The organism is Reichenbachiella sp. MSK19-1, from assembly GCF_003590315.1.
In the GTDB taxonomy this organism is placed as follows: domain Bacteria; phylum Bacteroidota; class Bacteroidia; order Cytophagales; family Cyclobacteriaceae; genus Reichenbachiella; species Reichenbachiella agariperforans.
The window spans coordinates 1538569-1555736 of sequence record NZ_MIER01000002.1 but is presented as its reverse complement, the minus strand read 5'-3'; the positions used below and the strand labels follow the sequence as shown (position 1 = coordinate 1555736).

Here is a 17168-nt window from a genome sequence, read left to right as displayed (position 1 = left end):
CCATGAATCTGGTATTACCGTTTTATTCAATACTAGATTCTATCGATTCTTTGCTGTATTTTTTTTCCTCTTTTTCACTTTTATTGATCCCGATACTACTCACAGCTCCACTGAGAAGTGCCTGTCCCCAGTAATGAAAGATCGCTCGATAAGGGTCTCTTTGCTGGAATATAGCCCCAGGTCTCACGAGGATGAATGTTGGGTTTTTATGTTTGATGACAAAGGTGTTGGCGAAGAAGGTCTTGATGCCATGGTTGATACCTTGTAGATCATTGGTCTCAGGGTTCAGAATTTGAATTTTCAAGTTGTCATAGCGCAGGAACATTTGACCTCTAGCCAGTTCATTGTCAGCGGTAATATTGAACAGTATTTGCTTAGCATATCCGTCTTTGATGTTGATATTGGCTACAGGTCGGAGCATCTTGTTCAATGCGCCCAATTGCATTTGATCGATCTGCCCAGCGAAAATAAATTTGTCGTTAGGGTCCTGCATGTCAAACATGACATTAACCTCAAAAGGTGCCGTATTCATCAGTTGTCCTGTAGCAATCAGTTGCATGGAGGCATTGGACATGCTATCTACAGTAGTGACATGAAGCAATGAGGCGTCCAAACTATTGAAACTGATTTCTCCCAATTTTTCTTTTTCAGCAGGCCGCTGTTGATAGGTAATATCGCCTTTGACCTGCAGAGTATCCAAATAGAACCAGGTGTCAATATTACGGAGTATGCTTTGTGGGAGTGCTTTGGTTTTAGTTATTTGCAGCGGAGCAGTTTTGTCGCGGTATACCAAGGCATTAACTCCATCGATCAGTACTTTCTCCGTAAAATACTGACGTAGGCGCAGAGACCTGTCCCAATCCAAACCACTGGCAGTAATAGCATCCACACTGACGTCATACCAATTTTTTTGTATCGTCAAGTTGGCACTGTACTCCGAGGCAGTAAAATCCGAGCTGAGGTTGATCTGATTCAATGTGAGTGTGTTTTCTGGGTGCTCCATGCCGTATTGATTGATAGTCAGATGATATCCATCACCCAGCGAGAGCGATAGGTTTTCGCCACTAGCAGAGGCATATTGGCTATAATCAAAAAAACGATCCCAAGTAATCTCTCCTTGAGCATAGAATTTTTGGACTTTAAATTCTCCCTTATGAACTTCATATAGTTTCGAACTGTCTCTGAGTTCTATTTCCGTAGCTGTCGAAGAAAAGTACTTAATATCCACTAGCTCAGGAATGCTACTGGCCCAATCACGCTGAGTTTTATTGGTCTTTTGATGATCTATAAAGATGTGTGACTGAGTCATTTGTACACTGTCTAGTACGAGCTGCTGCTTATTCACGTACGCATCGAGATCAAGCCCGACTATTTTAACCTGTGGCAAAAAGGCGGAGCTAGCACTATTTTCTTGATCAAAGTGTAAGGAGTCTACGCGTATTAGTGCATTCTTTTTGTTGAAATTCAGCTGTCCGATCACGAGTTCATCGCCATTGGTCATGATGGGCTGTAGATTTTTAACATTCAATGTCACATCATCTGCATAAAGCAAATGCTGAGCATCCAACACTGATTTTTGAGGATATTGGAAGTTAGTTAGTGTTAGAGACAACTCTGGTGTCTTTATCTTTTCAATGGCCTTCTGACCATGGTCAGAAAACGCCATACTAGCTTTTTTTACAATGATTTTTTGAAACGCTACCTCTGTATCTGTGGACGCTAGACCTGTATTGATAGCGTTTAGATTTACATTAAAATCTGGATGCTGGATCAATAAACTATCTCCCACCAACTTATTTTCTTCCCAAACCATCTTTTGGTTCAAACGATAGAGGGTGATAGCAGGAGTGTGACCATTTGCTTCAACCTTATTGGGCGTTTTAGTCTCTATGCTGTGTAGTTCGAGATTCTCGATGATCAAATCTTGTGCTCGTGTCAGCTTTAATTTACTGATTTTCAATTGATGTGCTGATTTGGGCGAGGCAAAACTGATATGTTCAGCTTGACCGAAATGGACGCGGTTGTGCGATCCCAGTGTTAGGTCTGTATAGAGATGCTTTAGGCTAAAGGTTGTAGAATCGTACCTGAACCCATTAACCTGACCATCGACGATCTCTATATATTTATTACCAAAAGCTCTCTTTTTCACGCTGTCCCTTTTGGGTTTCAGTATATCTACTTTAAACTGTGGATTATTCAAACGAATGGAATCAAAACCTAGATAATACCCTCTAGATAGGCTATCTAGGTTGATGCCTGCGATCGTTAGCTTAGAAAGGTCTCCTGATAGCGATGTATTCTGATCAGCGTAATTAACCTGCAACCCGTCTAGGATCAAACGACTAGCCCTCCGGTCTAGCTTCACCTGTCCAGCATTGATTCCGATAGATTTATTACCTATCTGTATTTGCTGCATTTCTAATTCTATGTCTTCCAATACATCATACCAAGAGTGAGAATTGCTATGCATATTGAAGTTCGACACCCATAAATTGGCTTTTTTAAAATTGAACTGATTGTTGATAGAAAACACGCCTTGGCTGAGGGTTAGTTTTTGTATACCCACTACTTTGAGATAACTATCTATCATCGCATAAATGCTGTCTGGGGAGAGAGACATCTTTTCGGACTGTCTAAGCTTCTTTTCAAAAACCACATTTGGCTGTTGGAGTTGCATTTCGGTGATGAGCAACTTCTGATGAGTCAAAATATCCAAAAAGTTCAACCCTTTGAGACTAAGCAAGGGGAGGTCAATAGAAAGGAACATGTCTGACGGGCTGTCTTTTCCATTGTTCGAAATCTTGAAATTTTTAAAAACCAATGAAGAATCGAATGAACTCAATCTGAACTGGTCAAAATGCATTGTATGGATACTATCAGGTAGGTATGCACTGTAGTCTTTAATGTTAATATCAACGTCTTCAAAGTACTTTTTACCATAGTCAAAATGATAATTACTGCTATCTATTTGAATATCATAGAGCACAATATCTACCCTTTCGGACTTCACATGTTGAAAATTGTGGTTGTAATCATCGTTGGTTTTAACATTCAATCCCGTATTGATCAGTCTCATTTTTCCAACCTTCACTTCATCAAAAATGTTGATCAGCTCTTTGAGCAGAGAGTTGTTTTTTTTCGCCGTATCATCACTTTTAGTGTCTGTTTGATCCTTAATGTATATATGAGAATCCGTGAGTGAAAGCTCCTCCATTTTCAGATGGTTTTGGCGGTAAGCGGAGAAATAATCAACTCCCCTTAACTGTAGTCTAGGAATCATAATATTATAGATGATTTTGTCATCTAGTGTATCCAAGTAGACTCTCTCTTCATGAATAGGCTTCAATACGAGGTTTTCAAAAGTCAGTACAGAATCAGAAGTTGACAACAGAAACCGGTCAAAGCTTAATTGGTGAATGCTGTCACTTAGTAGGAAATGCTGATTGCGAATTTCTAGTTCTAAACTTTCAGAGTAAAATTTCTGGTTGAAATTAGATGTTGAATCAAGCAGGAAATTTCTAACTGACAAGTCAATATTGCCCATGCCTAACTGGCTAGAAGAGTGTGCTAATTCTGCATTTTCAATACTGAAAAGATCAACTCGAAGTACTTTGAGGTAATCAGAGACCTCTTTGTATAAGTTGCCTGTTTGTAAACTGAAGCTTTCGACTGGTGCATTCTTTTCTCTGATGATATGTATCCTAGGATCGATGATTCGAATATTCTCAATCATCAACTTGCGATCGATATATATACTACTGATGGACTCAAGGTCAATATGCAGGCCGGCCAATTCTAAATCATAAAGGTTGGTCAGCCCTTTGGCATAAAAGTCTTTGTTTAAATCAGGCTTTAAGAATACTTTTTCAAGTTTGATTGCCCTGTTCCATACATCGATATTGATCTCTTCAAAAGAGAGTTGATAATAACCATTCGACTCCCTTTTTACCAATTCATAAAGAATATCGCTGGAGTAATGCATTCCTAATTTTAGGACGCCAAAAAAAGCTAAAATCAATACAATGAATATAGATACCCACGTAATAATTCGTTTTTTCAGTTTAGTAAAAGGAGATGAACCCATATCGTTAGTGATGCACAAAAGTTACAGCAAAAGTAAGTTAGAATTGCCTGAGTTTAACCCAATGAGTTAAACTCAGGCAAAAGCATTTAAACGTCCCCCAGCCAAATGTGATGTTATAGGAGGATTACGGATCACTCCGTATTTCTGGGGGAGAGGGAGTAGATCATTTCGTTGTTCAAGATTCATTGTTCGAAATTCGTTATTGTTTTTTATAAAATAATCACCTATTATGAGTCTTTGAGGTAATATTTAAATGATAGGAATAATGAATATCGAATGCTCAATGTCGAATATTGATTTTTATCCCCAGAAATACCGACTGATCCAGGATTGCTCTCTACGCTAAAAAATAGGAGAGGTCTAATTGGAAATAAGCGTGGCATTTCTTCATGATTTTGCACAAAAAAAAGCCTCACGCAAAGCATGAGGCTAATCATATCGTTTTGTGTAAGTGTATTATGAAGCCATAACTTCTTTGACAATCTGTGCCAATTGTTCTGGTCCTTCCAGAGGTTTTCTTACATATTTCTTTACATCAATTTTCAATTCATCTGTTTCATACTCAAGGTGGGAAGAAACAATGATGATTTTTGGCTTACTCTCTAAAGTAGAAATCGTCTCATATCCATCTAAATAAGGCATCTCAATATCCAAAAACAGAATATCTGGTTTGAGCTTTGATACACCTACAGCACCGTCGATTGCACTACTATAGGTACCCACTAGATCCATGCAATCTACTCGCTCGGCGAGTTTCTTGAATATTTCTAAATATACCAAGTCGTCATCTATCGCAATACACTTGTATTTCTCCATTATAATTAATTGATCTCTGTAATAGTTCTAAAGTAGTTCCAATTCTAACCAAAAAAACACTAGTAATGAAACGGGGCATTCAAAAACTATCAAAAAACTAATGGGAAAAATATAGACTACTTGTACTCTCGCTCCTCAATATATGCGTCCTGTTGTGTGGTAGGTCTTAATAAATCGTTAAATTGCAGCTGTATTTCATAATGAAATACCATTTTTAATAAAAAATTTCTAAAAGAGGTCAAATGAACAAAATTCTAGCAGAAGTAAAGGAACGATTAGGCAAACCATATCATGATTTTGAGTTTTTACTCGAATGTTTGAAGGATATATTAGAGCAAAACGGAGAAGCTACGATAGCTAAGGATATTCCGTTTATCAACGATTTTCCTTTCAAGTCTGGCGAAGAAATGACCTCAAAGCATGTTCAGTTGTATTCGTTGGTGTTCCAGCTGGTGAATATGGTAGAAGTAAACGGTGCGGTGCAGAATCGACGCAGAATCGAAAACGAAAGAGAGTACCATGCTGTGCACGGTTTGTTTGCCAATAATATCCATGAGCTATTGGAAAACAAGGTGAGCGAAGCGGATATACTCAAGCAGTTGCCTGAGACTGTGGTGGAACCAGTATTGACGGCACACCCTACGGAGGCCAAAAGAGCTACTGTACTAGATCACCATAGAGACTTGTATCTATTGTTGGTCAATCGTGAAAATAGAATGTTCTCGAATAATGAGCTGCTCAATATCCGTCACAATATTAAACTGGCTCTCTATCGCATCTGGAAAACTGGCGAGATCTATCTAGAGAAGCCAGATGTGACATCCGAGCTACGCAATATCCTACACTACATGGTCAATGTCTTCCCAGAGGTTATTCCTGTTTTGGACAGAAGACTAATTCAGGCATGGTCTTCATGTGGGCTGGACAAAAAATCGCTATTAGAAAACCACAGCTTTCCAAAGATCAGCTTTGGCAACTGGGTAGGCGGTGATAGAGATGGGCATCCACTCGTCACTGATTCGGTGACTGCCGAGACCCTGCAGTCATTGCGTCTTAATGCTTTCGTCGTGATCAATAGAAAACTCACGACACTGGTCAAGCACCTTAGCTTTTCACATCACACCAAGGCGTGCAGTCAGGCGTTTCAAGATCGAATGGAGCAAATGAAAACGGAGTTGGGTGGTCATGGCCTAGAGTCGTATGAGCGCAACCACGGCGAGTGTTTTCGTCAGTTTCTCAACTTGATCATGACCAAGATGCCGATTGCGCTAGAGCGTGGACATGCTACTGAGCTGATCGAAGAAGAGGGACGTTATAGCCTGGCCAAGGATATGCTTGAGGATTTAAACCTTCTCAAAAAGGAATTGTTGGCTTTTGGTGCTGAGTCTATCGCTTACGATGATGTCAATTTGGCCATTCGTAGCTTAGAGACCTTTGGTTTTCACTTGGCCAAACTGGACATTAGACAAAACAGTGATTTCCATGACAAAGCCATCGAGCAGTTGTTAGAGGCCGCACAGATTTCAGATAACAAATTCTCTGAATGGACCGAAGAGAAACGAGTGGCTTTCTTGACCAAAGAGTTAGAATCAAGTCGTCCTTTCACGCATCAAAATGCTGATTTGGGACCAAATGCTAGTGCAGTGATCTCGTGCTATCGTGTGGTAGAAAACCATGTGAGCAAATATGGGACAGAAGGTATGGGGTCGCTGATTGTCAGTATGACTCGATCTCTGTCGGATCTACTAGCAGTGTATTTGCTGGCTCGTGAAGCGGGTTTGTTGCTGAATACGGACAAAGGGCTAGTCTCTAAGTTGCCAGTCGTACCGCTACTAGAAACCATAGAAGATTTGCAGAATGGACCTGAAATCCTCGAAGGATTCCTAGATCACCCATTTACCAAACGAAGCTTAGAGCATCTCAGAATAGAAAAAGGACTAGAAACTGCCAGCCAGCAAATAATGGTCGGCTATAGTGACAGTAACAAAGACGGTGGTATCATTGCTAGTCAGTGGAACCTCTACAAGGCGCAATTTATGCTGGTAGAACTCGCTGAGAAGCATACAGTTGATCTGCTATTCTTCCATGGCAAAGGAGGCTCTATTAGTAGAGGATCTGGACCGACGCATTATTTCATCAAGGCGCTTCCATACGGTTCTATCAAAAACAACATCCGTTTGACAGAGCAGGGAGAAACGATCGCTCAGAAATATGAGAACAAAGTCAATGCAGAGTACAACCTAGAGTTACTCGTAGCGAACTCACTCTCTAAGAGTATCAATGATAATCAGCAAGATCGTGCATACCACCCATTGGCTACTGTACTGGATCAATTGGCTGCTGGTAGCAAAGCGCATTATGAAGAACTGACACACGAAGAGGGCTTTGTGCAGTATTTTCGTCAGGCAACACCTATCGATGCGATCGAAACAAGTAAAATCGGTTCGAGACCTGCTAAACGTACTGGTGCTAATACTTTGGATGATCTGAGAGCAATTCCATGGGTGTTTTCGTGGAGTCAGTCTAGATATCACATGACCAGTTGGTATGGTGTAGGTACATCGTTTACGAATCTGAAGAAGAATGCTCCCGAAGATTACAAGGCATTTAAGGAAGCGATCAAGGACGACACCTTTATCAGATACGTATTGACCAACGTCGATACTTCATTGGCTGCTACTGATGAGGAAATCATGAAAGAATACAGTGAACTGGTAGAGGATAAGTCTCTAAGAGATAAATTCTTAAACCTATTCCTGTCAGAACTGAAGTTGACGAGAGATGTACTGTTTGACCTGTTAGGCGAAGAGATGCACGACAGAAGAAAGAATCACTACTATTCTAATTTCTTAAGAGCTCCTTTGATGAAACACCTACACGAAAAGCAGATTCAGTTGTTGAAACTTTGGAGAAAGCAGAAAGGTGAAGAAAAGACAGAGGCCGCTACAGCGACGCAATTAGAGTTGATGCTTACTATCAATGCAATAGCAAGCGCGATGAGAAATACAGGTTGATCTAGAGGTCAATCCAAATAGGAAGGGAAAGGAGAATCGAAAGGTTCTCCTTTTTTTTTAGCTAAAGTTGCTAATGTATGTTTTGCACTGATCCTGTTGGCCTATGAACATGATGCTATGACCTTTCAGGACGAGCCATGAATTATCCTCTTTACTGAACTTCAATTTCAATTTCTTATCAGTTGGATCGGTGTTTCTTGAAAAAAGTGCTTTGAACATGACTTTAGTGTTTTGGTCTAACTTATGATCCAAAGATAGAAATAAAATTCAAATAATCAAACTATATATTAGAATGATGCAATTATTGAAATAATATTTACGAATACTCCTCAATAAACATGGATTAATACAATTAAAATAGCCAGAACAAAGGTGTTTACACACTGTAGCCTACTATATGTGCTATTGTACTTTTTTGATAAAAAATATACCCCATAGACTATTATGTCAGGTTTACCCCAGATATGTAATCGGAAATCTATTCTGATTCAAAACAACTGTGAATCAGTCGCTTTGCTTGAATGATGTCCTTTAACCATAGCGATACACTGATTCTTTGTTCTTTTGATTCTCCTAACGAACCCTATTGTATAAGCTGGATTTACAATCTCCTCATTCTATTTGTAATGGTATTGTCATCGAACAGGTGACTGTTCTATTCGTGTGTAATGGTCTTTAGGCAATCTCTGAGGAGACAATAAGCTAAGACACCAGCGACATTCAGCAGTACAGTATGGGGAGTAGTCTGTATAGTGGGCGTAGCAAAAAACAATTCTTATTTGGTTCGGTAGATAGATTTCGAACAAAGAATCTTGGACCTTTTCCTAGAAATACAAATGGCTACCAGTATAGCCTGCTAAATCCCCGCTAGGGGAGGCAAGGAGAGGGGGTAAACATCAGTGATATAGCGCGTTACGTTTTTGAACGTTCGGCGCGCATCAACTCCGTTTTGTAGAAGGTCCAGCCCTTTATCTCGAAAGAATCTCCTACTTTGAAGCCTTTCGCTTTGGTCTGGAGTAGGTGCTGATAGGACACTCCAGCATACTCCGCAGCGCCCTTGAGCGTCGAGGCTGTTTTGATATCTCCCTCCTTGATCACGGTAAATATGTGCTTGGGTGCACTCATAGCTTTCTAGTTATTTTCATTTTTCTCATACTATTTATAGTCCGTCTCGGGGTATCGTTAGTGCTCTTTGATCGTGCTGCATTATCACGCTATACTGATTCTGATCGCGGTATTTGACCTCAAAACTATAGTGAATGGACAAACATACTATATGTTTTGGAACTAATCCATTAAGTTATTTTCATTCAAAAATGATTAAACTTTATATATAAGTACTTATTTATAAAGTTTTTGTTTTATGTTTGTCCTGTAATCAAAAAACAAAAACACTTACAGCTATGAAAAGAGTACAGCAGTTGAACCAAATGGACGAGATGATCAGACTACTAGAGAAGTTGAACGAGCAGTCGACGAAGCTAATCGAGAGGAGTACAGAGCTAGAAAATGAAGTGACTACAAGAATCAACAAGGGATAAACATCCCGACCAGACCAAAACAAAGAAGGCTACCAGTGACGGTAGCCTTCTTTGTTTTGTAGCGTGTGTAAAAAATGGGTCAGCTATGCGGTAGCTTATTCGATTCGTGGGGTTTATTCTGATACTGCTGGGCGGGTAGGGTACGAGCCAGTAGTATGGTCAGTATCAGGGAGGTTTAGATATGCTTTGACTTGATTGTAATCGGTGTAGTCTAGTTTCGTACGTGCATTGACAAACTGGGCAGGCAGGACGACTATTCGTGCGATCCAGTTGTCGGTCAGGTCAGCCCCTAATCCATCTAGGTCTACTGTACCATCTAGAAAGACACGCGCATCGTACTTGGTAAAGTCAAAGTTGTAGCTCAAGATACCGTCCGTAAAATACAGACTCTGAGGCAGTGCTCTCCATATCTCGGTACCATCATCGGTGATTTCCCATAGGAGGTAGACCATCATCACATCCGAATCCAGCATCGTAAAATCGCTAGGCAACTCTAACACCGCGCCATAATCAGGCGCAGAAAAGGTCAGCGTGTACTCGAATGCATAGCCTTCTTCGCCATTTTCTCCGTTTGCTCCATCTTGACCAGGTATACCAGCAGGCCCCTCACAGGCCCACAACAACGAAAAAGATAGGATAGACAACAATATCAGTGTGTTTGAGATTTTCATAGTGCATAGATTTTTTCCTAAGCGATGATAAGTAAAAATGATGCCAAAGGACTGCCAGCACCTTGACAAATGCCCCATTTGACACAAATAGATAGAAGAGAGAGCCATAGGAGCTGGTCTATGGCTTGCTTAGAAGTATGGTCTCGAACCATTCAAGCCTACCATAGGATGGGTAACTACGGTCTGGGTAGTCAAATAGGCTAGGCAAAAAGATATGCTTCTTTTAGCGAAAAGTCGCCCTTGAATTGTTGATGCTACAGCAGACGCTCTGCAACAATGGCTTTACTCATGAAAATCCCCCTTCTAACCATCTTAAAGATCATGTCTTTGGTCATCACAAGTCTGCGCGGACCTGACCCCAGATCTGCGCGGACTTATTACCAAGCCTGCGCAGACTTGGATCAAAGTCTGGGCGGGTTTAGCTTCAAGTCTGCACAGACTTGAAATGTAATGTAGCCTTCCCTGAAAGGATAGTCAGCGAAAGCCTCATGCATTGTCTGCTAGAATTGGGGGATTCTTACGTCATCATCCAGCTTATCAGCTGAACGATTTCTCAGAACGACTATGGTAATGATGGCGCCTGTAGTGAGTCAAGCAAAGCGTTGACAAGCATGTGTTTTAGAGTCAAAAGCTAACGTCGGAGATTTGTCTGTTTGAAATTGATCTATTCATCTTTAAACATAAGCCGTTATGAGCCTAGTACAGCATTTTAACGCTTTGAAGAAATACACTTTTCAACTTCTGAAAATCACGCTCAAAACGGACCAAGTACACTACTTGTCATACTCAATCTTAAGAATCTCCCATACAAAATCACCCATTTTGGTTTCAACTATCGCTTTATCTCCAACAGTTTTATCAAGAAGCGCTTTGGCCATTGGGGAGTCCATAGAGATATAATCTTTGTTACTTTTTAACTCTTCATAACCAACAAGACGAAAACGTTTTTGAAGACCTTTCTCTTCGTTTTTAATTTCTACCCAAGCACCAAAGTTCACTTTCCCTTCTTGGCTGGGGTGGTAGTTGATGATTTTAAAGTCATCAATGCACTTACGCAAATAAAGAAGGCGACTATCAATTTCTCGAAGACGCTTTTTGTTGTAATGGTAATCGGCATTTTCTGAACGATCTCCCAAACTTGCGGCCCATGTCACCTTAGCAGTGACGTCTGGACGTTCCACTCGCCACAAGTGATCGTGCTCTTCCCTCAGTTTTTGTAAGCCTTCGGAAGTAATCATTTGTGAGCGATTGAGTTTAGGTAATGTTGATTCTGGAATTTTTCGCCTCATATTCAATGATCTTGTTTTGAAAACTTTCGCAAGATAATATAACGATAGATAGTTTGCTTGTGTAGAACTATCAATAGATGGGCTATATGAGATGCTTATCATAAATAGCAGCAAATATTATTCGTAATTACTGATATTAATCATATCTCATGTTATGATATATCCATTGGTGTCACTAATTTGGCTGTTCATCAAATAGCAGCATGATGAATAGAATTAAAGAAGTGCTAATTGAGAAGGATATAAAACAAACTTGGTTGGCAAAACAAATGTGTAAGAGTTACAATATGGTAAACGGATATGTGCAGAATAGACGGCAACCTAGTCTGGAGGACCTGAATAGAATAGCTAATATTCTTGATGTAGATGTGAAAGACTTAATAGTAAGCAGCAAAGAGCAAAAGTAGAATGAACAACAAATCACATAATAAGGTAATCAGCTACATCTGGGGTATTGCAGATGACGTACTACGCGATGTATTCGTGAGGGGTAAGTACAGGGATATCATTTTACCTTTTACTGTATTAAGAAGGCTAGATGTATTGCTCGAAGAAACGAAAGAAAAAGTCTTAGAAAACGATCAGTTTTTGATTGGAAACAAGATCGATGATAAATCGGCACTGATAAAGTTTTCTGGCTACCCATTTTACAATACCTCTCGATATACGATGGGGAAGAATAGTCTGACGGACGCCAAGTTCAAATTTGTTTCTTTGATGTCCGATCCAGATCGTATTGATTCCAATTTGGAAGAATACCTGGATGGTTTTAGCCCGAATGTGCAGGAGATTATATCCAAGTTTAAGATTCGAAATCAGTTGGAAACGATGCGGGAAGCAGGAATCACTTTTGCTTTGATTGAAAAATTGGTTTCCAATGAAATCAACCTGAGTCCACATGATGTCATTAACTCAAGAGGAGAGAAGCTGCCAGGCCTTACCAACTTGGGCATGGGCTATGTTTTTGAAGAACTCATTCGGAAATTCAATGAAGAGAATAACGAAGAAGCAGGAGAGCACTTTACACCTCGCGAGATTATTCGTCTGATGACACACATCATGTTTGAGCCGCTTAAGGGTAAGCTCAAAGAGCACGCACGTTATTCAATTTATGATCCTGCCTGTGGTTCTGGAGGTATGCTGACTGAAGCTGAACACTTTGCAGAAAAAATTACAGACCACAAATCGAAGTTTGTGCTGTATGGGCAGGAAGTGAACCCTGAGACCTATGCCATTTGTACATCAGACATGTTGATTAAGGATGAAGATCCGGAAAACATTGCCTACGGTTCTACCTTGGGTAATGATGGCTTCATGGGGCAGGAATTTGACTTTATGCTTTCTAATCCTCCCTATGGTAAGAGCTGGAAGATAGATATAGATGCGATACAGGATAAGAACAAAATCCTTGATTCGAGATTTCAGGTCGGTACGCCTAGAAGTAGTGATGGTCAATTGCTCTTTCTGAGCAATATGGCATATAAGATGAAAAAGAACACCGGGCTTGGGTCGCGTGTGGCTTCTGTGCACAATGGCTCTGCTTTGTTTACTGGGGATGCAGGTAGTGGGGAGAGTAATATCCGAAGATGGTTGATTGAAAACGACTGGCTGGAATGCATTATTGGCTTGCCCAAAAATATGTTCTACAATACAGGAATCAGCACTTACATCTTCATTCTAAACAATCGTAAACCGGACCAGAGAAAAGGCAAAGTACAACTCATAGATGCCTCTGATATCTACCAGAAGATGCGAAAGAGCCTCGGCAACAAATCCTATGAACTAACCAAATATCATATTCGACAAATCACCGATATCTATTTGGACTTCAAGGAAACCGAACAATCCAAAATATTCGACAACTCAGGTTTTGGTTACCAAAAGATCATAGTGGAGCGTCCACTGCGATTGTCCTGCCAATTTTCGAAGGAGAAAGTTGATTCATTACGATTCCTGGAGACACTGAGAGATGAAATGGAATACATCTACGATCGATTGGGAGAAGAGGTTTATTCCAATCTCAATCCACACAAAGAAGCTATCTTGAAATATTGGGAAAACAACGAGATCAAGGTAAGCCCAGCCAATAAGAATAAGCTCTTCGACTCCAAGTTCTGGTTGGGTCAGCGCGCAATTATGGAGGCTGCTCAAAAACTATTCACGCATTTTGGTGATGCAATATCACATGACTTCAATTCATACAAACCTGACATTGATAAGGCACTGAAATCCCTTGATCTCAAATTAGGTAACAGCGAAAAGAAGCAGATCATCAATGCCGTCAGCTGGAAAAATGAAGAGGCTGAGCGTGTCATTAAAAAAACCGAAAAGGACGGTACAATTATCTATGAATCAGACGCTGATCTGAGAGACGCTGAAAATGTCCCATTACTTGAAGATATCGATGAATACTTTGAGAGGGAAGTTGCTCCGCATGTGCCGGATGCTTGGATTGATTATACCAAAACTACCATTGGATACGAGATATCATTCACCAAATACTTCTACAAATACCAACCACTTAGAAGCCTGGAGGAGATTACCAAAGATCTGATAAAGGTCGAAAAGGAAAGTGAAGGGCTTCTTAAAAAAATCTTACAATAATGGCAAAATACTCTGTACACCAACAACCTGTAGAAACCCTACTTAGCTGGATCAAATCCGGTGAAATTGCCATTCCCGAAATACAGCGTCCGTTTGTTTGGAAATCAGCCAAAGTCAGAGACCTTATTGATTCCTTGTATCAAGGCTTTCCGGTGGGGTATATCATTACCTGGAGAAATCCAGATGTAAAGCTCAAGAACGGCGAACTGTCGGCAGGTAAGAAAGTTCTGATCGACGGACAGCAACGCATAACTGCGTTAACAGCTGCCATAGTAGGTCAGCGTGTGCTAAACAAGAATTACAAGGAAATCAATATTCGAATTTCATTCAATCCACTCACAGAAACCTTTGACGTACTCAATAAGGCGTATGAGAACAGTCCCGAATGGATCAATAATATCAATCCGATCATCAATGACGAAATATCCATCACCAAAGCTATTAAGCAGTATCTAACTGAAAACCCAGAGGCAGATGAAGATTTGATAGAAGAGCGGATCGAGAACTTGAAGCGTATCAAAAACAAGCAAGTAGGGATAATCGAATTGGATCATTCTCTGGATATTGATACGGTAACGGAGATATTCATTCGCATCAACCAAAAGGGAGTGGTGCTCAGTAATGCAGACTTTGTCATGTCCAAAATCGCCGCTGACGAACAGCATGGTGGCAATAAAATGCGCAAGCTGGTAGACTATTTCTGCCGTTTGATTGTAGACAAAGAATTCAATAAGCACATTATCGATAACGACAAAGAATTCGCTGCTCATGAATACTACAAAGGTCTAAAGTGGATGGCCAACGGATCGGATGATCTCTATGTGCCAGATTATATTGATGTCTTACGGGTATCTTTCACCTATAAGTTTAGCCGGGGTAAATTTAGTGATTTAGTGGCCTTGCTCTCTGGTAGAAATTTTGAAACACGAAGCTATGAGGATGAAATAGCCGAACGAAGCTATCAAACACTCTCAGAAGGACTTAATGATTTTACCAACCAGACAAATTATCAGCGGTTCATCATGCTGGTAAAATCCAGCGGGCTTATTCATCAAAAGCTCATATCCTCTAGGAACAGCCTCAATTTTGCCTATGTACTGTATTTGAAACTAAGAAAGGATGGTAAGAGCGAAACGGATATTCAGCACTTTGTCAAGCGATGGCTGGTGATGTCTTTGCTCATTGGTCGCTACTCTGGGTCTTCTGAATCAGCCATAGATGAAGACATCAAGCAAATCAACGAGAAAGGAATAGAAGCCTACTTGCAGCAGATGGAACAGGCACATCTTGGGCAGGGGTTCTGGGACTTTGGGTTAGTAAGTGATTTGGAAACGTCCAGCATCAACAACAATGCCTACAATGTGTACCTCGCAGCGCAATGCAATGGAAATGCCACCGCTTTTCTTGCCAAAGACATGAAGATCAGTAGTTTGATTGAGCAGCGGGGAGATGTTCACCATATATTCCCGAAAAAGTACCTGAATAAGCACAACTATGCGCCACGGTTGTACAATCAGGTGGCCAACTTCGTGTATACCGAACAAGCGACCAATATCAAGGTAGGTATGATGCCACCCCAGGATTACATGGCTAGGGTAAAAGAGCAAATAACACAGGGCGTTCGTGACATCAGTAGTATTGATTCAGAGGAAACTTTGAAAGAGAACCTGGTAATTAATGATATTCCTGTCTCAATTATGCAAGCCGATTATAGCCAGTATGAGGACTTTCTAAAGGAAAGAAGACAACTCATGGCTAAGAAAATAAAGCAGTACTATGAGCAACTATAAATCCTACCCTGCATATAAGGATTCTGGTGCTGATTGGTTGGGAGATATACCCGAAAATTGGAAAGCACAGAGAACAAAGACAATCTTTAAACTAATTACTGAGCCAGCTCCAAAGAATAATAATGAAGAGTTACTTTCAGTGTATACGGATATTGGTGTCAAGCCACGGAGGGAGCTTGAAGAACGAGGAAATAAGGCTTCAACAACTGATAATTATTGGAAGGTAAAAAAGGGTGACATTATTGTAAATAAGTTGCTTGCTTGGATGGGAGCAATTGGAATATCTGATTACGAAGGCGTTACAAGCCCTGCATATGACATTTTGAGAAAAAGAATAGATATTGAACCAATATTCTACAACTATTTGTTCAGAAATATCACAATACGTAATGAACTAAAAAGGTATTCAAAGGGTATCATGGATATGCGCCTCAGGTTATACTTCGATGAGTTTGGGCAGATATTTTTACCCCTTCCCCCCAAACCAGAACAAACAGCCATTGCCCAATTTCTGGATCGCAAGACAGCAGAGATCAAAGCCTTTATTGCGCTAAAGGAGAAAACCATCGCCTTGCTCAAAGAGCTCAAAACCGCCATCATCAACCAGGCAGTCACTAAAGGATTAGACCCCAATGTGGAGATGAAGGACTCAGGCATTGAGTGGCTGGGAGAGATTCCGAAACATTGGGATGTGAAGAAGTTGAAATATTTGCTTAAGTGCAAATTGAAATATGGAGCTAATGAAAGTGCAGAATTAGATAATAAAGAGTACCCTAGATATATACGAATTACAGACTTTGGAAATGATGGAAAATTAAAAAAGGACACTTTCAAATCACTGCTTCCCAAAGTTGCCGCAGAATATCTTCTTAAGGAAGGGGATATTCTTTTTGCTCGAAGTGGTGGTACGGTTGGTAAAACCTTCCAGTTCAAGGATTATGGAGGTCAAGCTTGCTTTGCGGGGTATTTAATCAAAGCAGAGGTAAATGAAAAATTATTTTCTGACTACCTATATACATATACAAAGTCAGGAGTTTACGAAAAGTGGAAGGATAGTATATTCAATCAGGCAACTATTCAAAATATTGGAGCTGATAAGTATTCCATATTACCAGTCACGCAGCCCCCGAAAAAAGAACAAAAGTTGATACTGGAATTTGTGAACGTAAAGTCACATGAAATTGATCGATCCATATCTCAAGCGGAAAAAGAAATTGCTTTGATCAGAGAATACCAGCAGAGCCTCATCAGTGATGCAGTTGCGGGTAAGATCGATGTGAGGGGGTGGAATGCTTTTGGATCTACCCCTGAGAACTTGTCACTGGCTGCTGAACCTACTGAAACCTACAAATAAGCATT

General features: G+C 40.4%; 12 protein-coding genes. 7 read left to right on the top strand and 5 right to left on the bottom strand.

Going from position 1 to position 17168, the window contains the following annotated elements; translation table 11 throughout:
* Positions 1–22: 22 nt before the first annotated feature.
* Both BGP76_RS06255 and BGP76_RS06250 read right to left on the bottom strand, forming a co-directional pair.
* Positions 23–3982 carry a hypothetical protein gene (locus BGP76_RS06255; RefSeq protein WP_147407390.1) on the bottom strand — a complete coding sequence of 1320 codons (3960 nt, stop codon included), beginning with the start codon at positions 3980–3982 and terminating at the stop codon, positions 23–25.
* A gap of 558 nt (positions 3983–4540) precedes the next feature.
* Positions 4541–4900 (bottom strand): LytTR family DNA-binding domain-containing protein, encoded by a 360-nt coding sequence (locus BGP76_RS06250; RefSeq protein ID WP_073118295.1) that lies wholly within the window; start codon positions 4898–4900, stop codon positions 4541–4543.
* Between the two features lie 242 nt (positions 4901–5142).
* On the opposite strand from BGP76_RS06250, the gene BGP76_RS06245 reads away from it, so the two are divergent.
* Complete coding sequence (locus BGP76_RS06245) at positions 5143–7914, top strand: phosphoenolpyruvate carboxylase (RefSeq protein ID WP_119843997.1); 2772 nt, start codon at positions 5143–5145, stop codon at positions 7912–7914.
* Positions 7915–8826: 912 nt separating this feature from the next.
* Here BGP76_RS06245 and BGP76_RS06235 read toward each other — a convergent pair.
* Positions 8827–9039 (bottom strand): hypothetical protein, encoded by a 213-nt coding sequence (locus BGP76_RS06235; protein WP_073118299.1) that lies wholly within the window; start codon positions 9037–9039, stop codon positions 8827–8829.
* Positions 9040–9317: 278 nt separating this feature from the next.
* On the opposite strand from BGP76_RS06235, the gene BGP76_RS20245 reads away from it, so the two are divergent.
* Entirely contained in the window at positions 9318–9455 is a 138-nt protein-coding gene (locus BGP76_RS20245) for a hypothetical protein (protein WP_158584100.1), read from the top strand.
* 113 nt (positions 9456–9568) lie between these two features.
* Here BGP76_RS20245 and BGP76_RS06230 read toward each other — a convergent pair whose 3' ends face one another.
* Positions 9569–10126, bottom strand: a complete 558-nt coding sequence (locus tag BGP76_RS06230) for a hypothetical protein (RefSeq protein WP_073118301.1) — start codon at positions 10124–10126, stop codon at positions 9569–9571.
* 288 nt (positions 10127–10414) lie between these two features.
* Here BGP76_RS06230 and BGP76_RS20240 point away from each other — a divergent pair, with 288 nt between their 5' ends.
* On the top strand, positions 10415–10570 hold the full coding sequence (locus BGP76_RS20240) for a hypothetical protein (protein ID WP_158584097.1): 156 nt from the start codon (positions 10415–10417) through the stop codon (positions 10568–10570).
* 329 nt (positions 10571–10899) lie between these two features.
* On the opposite strand, the gene greB is transcribed toward BGP76_RS20240, so the two are convergent.
* Positions 10900–11415, bottom strand: coding sequence for a transcription elongation factor GreB (gene greB / locus BGP76_RS06225; RefSeq protein WP_119843995.1), 516 nt, complete (start codon positions 11413–11415; stop codon positions 10900–10902).
* Between the two features lie 203 nt (positions 11416–11618).
* Between greB and BGP76_RS06220 the strand changes: the two genes are divergently transcribed.
* From BGP76_RS06220 to BGP76_RS06205, 4 genes are read left to right on the top strand one after another with little or no spacing between them, the layout of a single operon-like run.
* The gene (locus tag BGP76_RS06220; RefSeq protein ID WP_370453775.1) at positions 11619–11822 is read left to right on the top strand and encodes a helix-turn-helix transcriptional regulator; all 204 of its coding nucleotides are present in this window, start codon (positions 11619–11621) and stop codon (positions 11820–11822) included.
* A 1-nt stretch (position 11823) separates the two neighbouring features.
* Entirely contained in the window at positions 11824–14019 is a 2196-nt protein-coding gene (locus BGP76_RS06215; RefSeq protein ID WP_119843994.1) for a class I SAM-dependent DNA methyltransferase, read from the top strand.
* Positions 14019–15809, top strand: a complete 1791-nt coding sequence (locus BGP76_RS06210) for a DUF262 domain-containing protein (protein WP_119843993.1) — start codon at positions 14019–14021, stop codon at positions 15807–15809. Before BGP76_RS06215 ends, BGP76_RS06210 begins: the two co-directional genes overlap by 1 nt.
* Entirely contained in the window at positions 15796–17163 is a 1368-nt protein-coding gene (locus BGP76_RS06205) for a restriction endonuclease subunit S (protein ID WP_119843992.1), read from the top strand. The genes BGP76_RS06210 and BGP76_RS06205 overlap by 14 nt, the downstream gene beginning before the upstream one ends.
* Positions 17164–17168 lie beyond the last annotated feature (5 nt).

Coding starts and splice junctions, on each gene's coding strand:
- BGP76_RS06210 (WP_119843993.1), top strand. CDS start 14,019: ATGGCAAAATACTCTGTACACCAACAACCTGTAGAAACCCTACTTAGC.
- BGP76_RS06220 (WP_370453775.1), top strand. CDS start 11,619: ATGATGAATAGAATTAAAGAAGTGCTAATTGAGAAGGATATAAAACAA.
- BGP76_RS06230 (WP_073118301.1), bottom strand. CDS start 10,126: ATGAAAATCTCAAACACACTGATATTGTTGTCTATCCTATCTTTTTCG.
- greB (WP_119843995.1), bottom strand. CDS start 11,415: ATGAGGCGAAAAATTCCAGAATCAACATTACCTAAACTCAATCGCTCA.
- BGP76_RS06250 (WP_073118295.1), bottom strand. CDS start 4,900: ATGGAGAAATACAAGTGTATTGCGATAGATGACGACTTGGTATATTTA.
- BGP76_RS06235 (WP_073118299.1), bottom strand. CDS start 9,039: ATGAGTGCACCCAAGCACATATTTACCGTGATCAAGGAGGGAGATATC.
- BGP76_RS20245 (WP_158584100.1), top strand. CDS start 9,318: ATGAAAAGAGTACAGCAGTTGAACCAAATGGACGAGATGATCAGACTA.
- BGP76_RS06245 (WP_119843997.1), top strand. CDS start 5,143: ATGAACAAAATTCTAGCAGAAGTAAAGGAACGATTAGGCAAACCATAT.
- BGP76_RS06205 (WP_119843992.1), top strand. CDS start 15,796: ATGAGCAACTATAAATCCTACCCTGCATATAAGGATTCTGGTGCTGAT.
- BGP76_RS06255 (WP_147407390.1), bottom strand. CDS start 3,982: ATGCATTACTCCAGCGATATTCTTTATGAATTGGTAAAAAGGGAGTCG.
- BGP76_RS06215 (WP_119843994.1), top strand. CDS start 11,824: ATGAACAACAAATCACATAATAAGGTAATCAGCTACATCTGGGGTATT.
- BGP76_RS20240 (WP_158584097.1), top strand. CDS start 10,415: ATGAAAATCCCCCTTCTAACCATCTTAAAGATCATGTCTTTGGTCATC.